Source organism: Spongiactinospora gelatinilytica, assembly GCF_003236385.1.
Taxonomy (GTDB): Bacteria; Actinomycetota; Actinomycetes; order Streptosporangiales; family Streptosporangiaceae; genus Spongiactinospora; species Spongiactinospora gelatinilytica.
On the sequence record NZ_POUA01000426.1, the window covers coordinates 1 to 6,075 of the forward strand.

Here is a 6,075-nt window from a genome sequence, read left to right on the forward strand (position 1 = left end):
GTGCTGACCTGCGGCAGCGCCGGGAAGTCCTCGACCGGCATGGTGAGCAGCGCGAACTCGGCGCTGCCGCAGGTCAGCACCGCCTCGACGCCGGACGTGGCGACCTCCACCGGCTCGTCGGGCAGGCTCTTGCTGATCTCGGCCAGGATCTTGCCGGGGATCAGCACCCGCCCGGGCTCGGCGACCTCCGCCTCGACCGAGCACCGCGCCGACACCTCGTAGTCGAACGCCGACAGCACCAGTTCCTCGCCGGCCTCAAGCAGGATGCCGGTGAGCACGGGCACCACCGGCCGGGCGGGCAGCACCCGGGCGGTCCACGCCACGGCCTCGGCCAGGACATCGCGGTTCACCCGGAACTTCACCTTGGTCCACCTTTCGCCCCGCCAGAACTTCCTCTGGACACCCCCTGAAAGGTAACCCCTTCCCCCGACAGAAGGCAGGAGTCAACGGCGGAACTCAGGTCAGGGCTGGGCGTTGAGGTAGGCCAGGACGGCGAGGACCCTGCGGTTGTCGTCGTCGGAGGGCGCGAGGTCGAACTTGGCGAAGATGCTCGCCGTGTGCTTGCCGACCGCGCTCTCGCTCAGGAACAGCCGCTGGGCGATGGCCGCGTTGGAGCGTCCCTCGGCCATCAGCGCGAGGACCTCCCGCTCGCGCGCAGTGAGCCGGCCCAGCGGGGCGCTGCGCGCGTTGCTGGCCAGCAGCTTGGCGATGACCTCGGGGTCCATCGCGGTACCGCCGCCCGCCACCCGGCGCAGCGCGTCCACGAACTGCGCGGCGTCGAAGACCCGGTCCTTCAGCAGATATCCCACCGAACCGGACCCGTCGGCCAGCAGTTCGCGGGCGTAGAGCTGCTCGACGTGCTGGGACAGGACGAGCACCGGCAGCCCGGGGACGCGGCGGCGGGCCTCCAGGGCGGCCTGTAGTCCCTCGTCGGTGAACGTCGGCGGCAGGCGTACGTCCACGATGGCCACGTCGGGAGGGTCACCGGTGAGGGCCTTCAGCAGCTCGGGGCCGGTCTCGACGGCGGCCACGACGTCCAGGCCGTGCGCACGGAGCAGGTGGACGAGCCCTTCCCGCAGCAGGTACAGGTCTTCGGCGATGGCGACTCTCACTCGACGAACTCCGCCTGCGGTGTCGTCGGCCGCCTGGCCGCTCTGACGTTCTGGACATTCAGCACCATACCTACAGCGAACAGCCCGATGCCCACCAGAACCATGGTGATCATGACCTGCCACTCCCGCCCGGCCAGCCCCAGCCAGCCGATCCACACGACGTCCGGCCCGTACGCCAGCGCGTACACCATGGACACCACCCCCAGCGGGAACAGCGGCAGCGCGAACACCGACAGGCACACCTGAGCCGGCCAGCGCCGCCACCGGGGCGGCCCGCCCAGGTCCACCGGCACGACCGGCCCCGGCTCCCCCGGCCCGGCCGGAACGCTCACCGTGGCCGTCGTCGGGCCGCCCCGCGGGCTGTCCAGCGCGAGCGTGCCGTCGAAGGCCGCGATCCGCCGCCGGATGCCGCGCAGGCCGCTGCCCTTGGCCGGGTCGGCCCCGCCGCGCCCGTCGTCGGTGACGGCCACGGTCAGCCCGGCGTCGTCGTGGCTCAGCGCGACGGTGGCGCGGGCCGCCCCGCCGTGCCGTGCCGCGTTGGTCAGCAACTCGCTGACCGCGAAGTAGACCGCGGACTCGATCGGAGCCGGCACGCCTTCCGGCAGGTCGCCGTCGAGCCGCACGTCGAGCGGGCTGTCCACGGCCAGCGCGCGCAGCGCCCCGGGCAGGCCGCGTTCGGCCAGCACGGGCGGCCGGATGCCGCGTACCAGCCGGCGCAGCTCGGCCAGCGCCGCCGCCGACGCCTCGCGGGCCTTGGCGATCAGCGCCTCGGCGGCGGCCGGGTCGGAGTCCAGCAGGTGGTCGGCCGCGCCCAGCGTCATGCCGATGGCGACCAGCCGGGCCTGCGCCCCGTCGTGCAGGTCGCGCTCGATCCCGCGCAGTTGCGCGGCCTGGGAGTCGACCGTCTCGGTACGGGACTCGGCCAGGTGCCGCACCCGGCGGGCCAGGCGGGACCGCTCGGTGGGCCCCAGCAGCACGCGCAGCCACAGGCCGTGCAGCCGCAGCACCCAGGGGGCGGCCAGCACGCCGAGCGCGACCGGCCCGGCGACCGCGAGGAGGGCCAGGGGCGAGGCGCCGAGCCCGTACGCCAGCACCAACCCGCACCCCGCCAGCCCGTACGGCAGCAGCGCCGGCAGCGCCCCGCCGAACGCGTAGGACACCACCCAGGCCATGTCCCGCCAGGTCGCCGGGTCGCGCAGCAGCCAGTTCATCCATCGGTTGAAGTCGGGGACCCTGGGGGTGCGGTAGAGGTTGCGCCCGTCGCGGTACCAGCCGTCCGGCTGGCGTACGGCGGGCGGCGGCTTCGGCAGGTACGGCGGCGCGATCTCCACGCCCGACCAGTCGCGGGCGAGCCTGCGGGCCAGGGCGGTCCACACCCGGGTGAGCCGGACGGCCGGCAGGAGCAGGAAGGCCAGCAGCCCGGTGGCGGTCGCCAGCAGCGTCACCAGGAGCAGGGCCGCCACCAGTACGTGCACGACGCCCACCGCGCCCAGCCCGAGGCAGCGGGCCAGCGCGAGCGGGTATTCACGGGGCCGCCACAGCACCCGGGAGACGCGCCGCACGCTCACCGCCTCCGATACGTGAAGGCCGGGGCGCACGCGTCGGTGCCGTGCTCGCGCGAGTGCAGCAGCGGCAGCGCCGTGGCCATGCCGTACAGGAACGTGCCGAGCATGATCATCAGCCCGATGAACGGCCACTGCATCGGCTCGGGCAGGTAGAGGGCCAGGAACCAGCTACGGTTCTCCGGATTGACGATCTTGTTGACGCCCGCCACGAACCCCTGCGGGAACAGCGGCAACCATCCCAGCGACCAGCCCAGGACCACCGGAATGCTCTTGCTGAGCGGCATTTTCGGGTGCGTGCCCTCGGTGGTGTGGGCGAGCGCCTGCGGCAGCTCGATGGTGATCATGGGCGGGCCCACGCCCTCCCGGCCCACCACGACCACGCCGTCGAACACGCCGATCCGCCGTTCGATCCCGGCCAGCACGGCGGGCGCGGGCGCGCCCACCCCGGTCAGCGTGATCCGCAGCGCCATGCCGCGCGGGCTGACGTCGATCTCCACGCGTTCGGCGCGCTCGTCCCGCGCCGCCTCGGCCAGCAACTCGCTGACCGCGAAGTAGGCCGCGGCCTCGACCGGGGCGGTGGGCCGCACCTGGAGGTCCACCACGACGTCCACGTTGAGCGGGCTGTCCAGGGCCAGGGCGCGCACGGCGTCGCCGAGGCCGCGTTCGGCCAGGACCGGCGGATGGATGCCGCGTACCAGGCCGCGGATCTCGGCCAGCGCCGCCGCCGACTCCGACCGCGCCTGCCCGAGCAGCGTGCGGGCCGCCCCGGGATCGGCCCTGACCAGGTCGTGCGCGGCCCCGAGGGTCATGCCCACCGCGACCAGCCTGGCCTGCGCCCCGTCGTGGAGTTCGCGTTCGATCCTGCGCAGCTCGGCGTTCTGGGCGTCGAGCGCGTCGCTGCGGCTCCTGGCCAGCCGGCCCATGTCCCGGGCGATCCGGGCGCGCGGGGTGGAGCCGAGCAGCCAGGAGCACCACACCGCGTGCGTGCGCAGCAGCACCGGCGCGAGCATGAAGGCGCCCAGCGTCATCGCCAGCCCGGCCGGTACGGCGAACACCGCCGGCCAGGGCACCGGCGTGACCCACGGTACGGCCACCGCCAGGCCGTACCCGGCCAGCGACAGCGGCAGCAGGCCCACGACCGCCGCGACCACGCTGTCGGAGGCGATCCACAGCATGTCCCGCCAGGTCGCCGGATCGCCGAGCAGCCACTTGTAGCGCTGGTTGAAGGCGGGCACCCGCGGGGTCTTGTAGAGCACCCGGTCCGAGCGGTACCACCCCTCGGCGTCGGGCACCGGCGGCGGGGGCGGCGGCTCGTACGGCTCGGGGATCTCGACCCCGGACCACGCCAGCGCCCTGCGCCGGGCCAGGGCCGTGACCCGCCGGTGCGTCCGCACCAGCGGGGCGAAGATGAAGACCATGCCCTGGCCCACCGCGAGCACCAGGGCGACGATCGTCCCCACGCTCATCAGGGCCTGGACGACCGCGCCGGCCAGCAGGAGCGTGGTCCGCGCGAACGCGCGGGCGTGTCCCGCCACCACTCCCGCCACCACGCAGCCTCCTTCATCGGGGTCCTTATAGTCTCGGTGACGACCGCTTGGCGCGGTATTGGCCCCAGGCCCCGGAGCAGGGTGTACCTAGCCACACCCCCGGTCGGCGTCCAGCCCGATTCCGCCGCGCCGCCCCTGTTCATAGCGTCGTCGGTATGGCAATCATCGATGTCAGCGACCTGCGAAAGTCCTACGGGGGGCGGGCGGTCGTGGACGGCGTCTCCTTCTCCGTCGAGGAGGGCGAGATCTTCGGCGTCCTCGGGCCCAACGGCGCGGGCAAGACCACCACGGTCGAGTGCCTGGCCGGGCTGCGCACCCCCGACGGGGGCGACATCCGCGTGGCCGGGCTGGATCCCCACAGCGACAAGACCGCGCTCAAGCAGCGCCTCGGCGTGCAGTTGCAGAGCGCGGTACTGCCCGACAAGCTCAAGGTCGGCGAGGCGCTCGACCTTTACGCGTCCTTCTACGACCACCCCGCCGACTGGGTCTCCCTGATGGACCGGGTGGGCCTCGGCGGCAAGCGGAACACGCCGTTCGCCAAGCTGTCCGGCGGCCAGAAGCAGCGCCTGTCCATCGCCCTGGCGCTGGTCGGCGACCCGCGCGTGGCCGTACTCGACGAGCTGACCACCGGCCTGGACCCACAGGCGCGGCGGGACACCTGGGGGCTGATCGAGGAGGTTCGGGCGTCCGGGGTGACGATCGTGCTGGTCACGCACTTCATGGAGGAGGCCGAACGGCTGTGCGACCGGCTCGCCGTGATCGACTCCGGCCGGATCGTCACCGTGGACACGCCCGCCGGGCTGGTCGCCAGGGTCGGCGAGGGCCAGCGGATCACGTTCCGGATCGCGGGCGGCGACGACGGCGGCGCGGTGGAGACCGCGCTCAAGGAACTGCCGGAGGTGACCGGGGTGACCCGGTCGGGCAGCCGGTTCGCGGTCTCGGGGGCCGATTCGCAGGACGGTTCGGCGAGCCTGGTACTCGCGGTCAGCACCACGCTCGCCGCGCGCCGGGTCGCCCCGCTGGACCTGCGAATCGACCGCGCCACGCTGGACGACGCCTTCCTCGCCCTGACCGGCAAGCCGATCGACTCATGAAGGGACCCGCCATGCGCAAGATCCTTGCCGTAGAGACCAAACTGCTGCTCCGCGAGCCGGCGGGGCTGATCTTCGCGATTCTGCTGCCGATCGGCCTGCTGCTGATCCTCGGCAGCCTGCCGACCTTCCGCACGCCCGATCCGAAGCTGGGCGGCATGCGGATCATCGACAACCACTTCCCGGCGATGATGACCGCGCTCGCGGTGGTGACGCTCGCGTTCGTGTTCGTGCCGGGCGCGCTGGCGCTCTACCGGGAGAAGGGCATCCTGCGCCGGATGTCCACCACGCCGGTCCATCCGGGGAAGCTGCTGGCGGCACAACTGGTGCTCAACGGGGCGACGGCGGTCGTCGCCGTGCTGCTGATGATCGTGGCGGGCTGGCTCGTCCACGACGTGCCGATCCCGAAGAACGTCGCCGGGTTCGCGGTCTCGTTCGTGCTCGGCGTCGCCTCGCTGTTCGCCATCGGGCTGATCATCGCGGCGGTGGTCGGGGCGAAGGCCGCGCCGGCGGTCGGCAACGTGCTGATGTTCCCGCTGCTGTTCGTCAGCGGCATGTGGATGCCCAGGGAGGTGATGCCGGAGGCGCTGCGGCGGATCGGCGACTTCCTGCCGGTGGCCCCGTTCGGGCAGACGCTGCGGGACACCTGGGCGGGCGGCTCGCCGCAGGTGCTGAACCTGGTCGTGATGGCGGTGACGCTGCTGGTGGCGGGCCTGGTGGCGGTGCGGATCTTCCGGTGGGAGTGACCTCGGGGCGGGCG

At 73.2% G+C, this 6,075-nt stretch carries 6 protein-coding genes; 2 read left to right on the top strand and 4 right to left on the bottom strand.

What is annotated here, in order from left to right; all coding sequences use genetic code 11:
* The 4 genes from C1I98_RS33725 to C1I98_RS33740 all read right to left on the bottom strand — a co-directional run.
* Window positions 1-362, bottom strand: a 362-nt coding sequence (locus tag C1I98_RS33725; RefSeq protein WP_267898100.1) for a DNA polymerase III subunit beta, incomplete at its 3' end; no start/stop codon positions are given.
* Between the two features lie 99 nt (window positions 363-461).
* Window positions 462-1,112 carry a response regulator transcription factor gene (locus C1I98_RS33730; RefSeq protein WP_111171391.1) on the bottom strand — a complete coding sequence of 217 codons (651 nt, stop codon included), beginning with the start codon at window positions 1,110-1,112 and terminating at the stop codon, window positions 462-464.
* Window positions 1,109-2,680, bottom strand: coding sequence for a sensor histidine kinase (locus C1I98_RS33735; protein ID WP_146607806.1), 1,572 nt, complete (start codon window positions 2,678-2,680; stop codon window positions 1,109-1,111). Before C1I98_RS33735 ends, C1I98_RS33730 begins: the two co-directional genes overlap by 4 nt.
* Window positions 2,677-4,227 (bottom strand): sensor histidine kinase, encoded by a 1,551-nt coding sequence (locus C1I98_RS33740; RefSeq protein WP_199537420.1) that lies wholly within the window; start codon window positions 4,225-4,227, stop codon window positions 2,677-2,679. Before C1I98_RS33740 ends, C1I98_RS33735 begins: the two co-directional genes overlap by 4 nt.
* A gap of 152 nt (window positions 4,228-4,379) precedes the next feature.
* On the opposite strand from C1I98_RS33740, the gene C1I98_RS33745 reads away from it, so the two are divergent.
* Window positions 4,380-5,318 carry an ABC transporter ATP-binding protein gene (locus tag C1I98_RS33745; RefSeq protein WP_111171393.1) on the top strand — a complete coding sequence of 313 codons (939 nt, stop codon included), beginning with the start codon at window positions 4,380-4,382 and terminating at the stop codon, window positions 5,316-5,318.
* Between the two features lie 11 nt (window positions 5,319-5,329).
* Window positions 5,330-6,061, top strand: coding sequence for an ABC transporter permease (locus C1I98_RS33750; RefSeq protein WP_111171394.1), 732 nt, complete (start codon window positions 5,330-5,332; stop codon window positions 6,059-6,061).
* The last annotated feature ends 14 nt before the right edge of the window (window positions 6,062-6,075 follow it).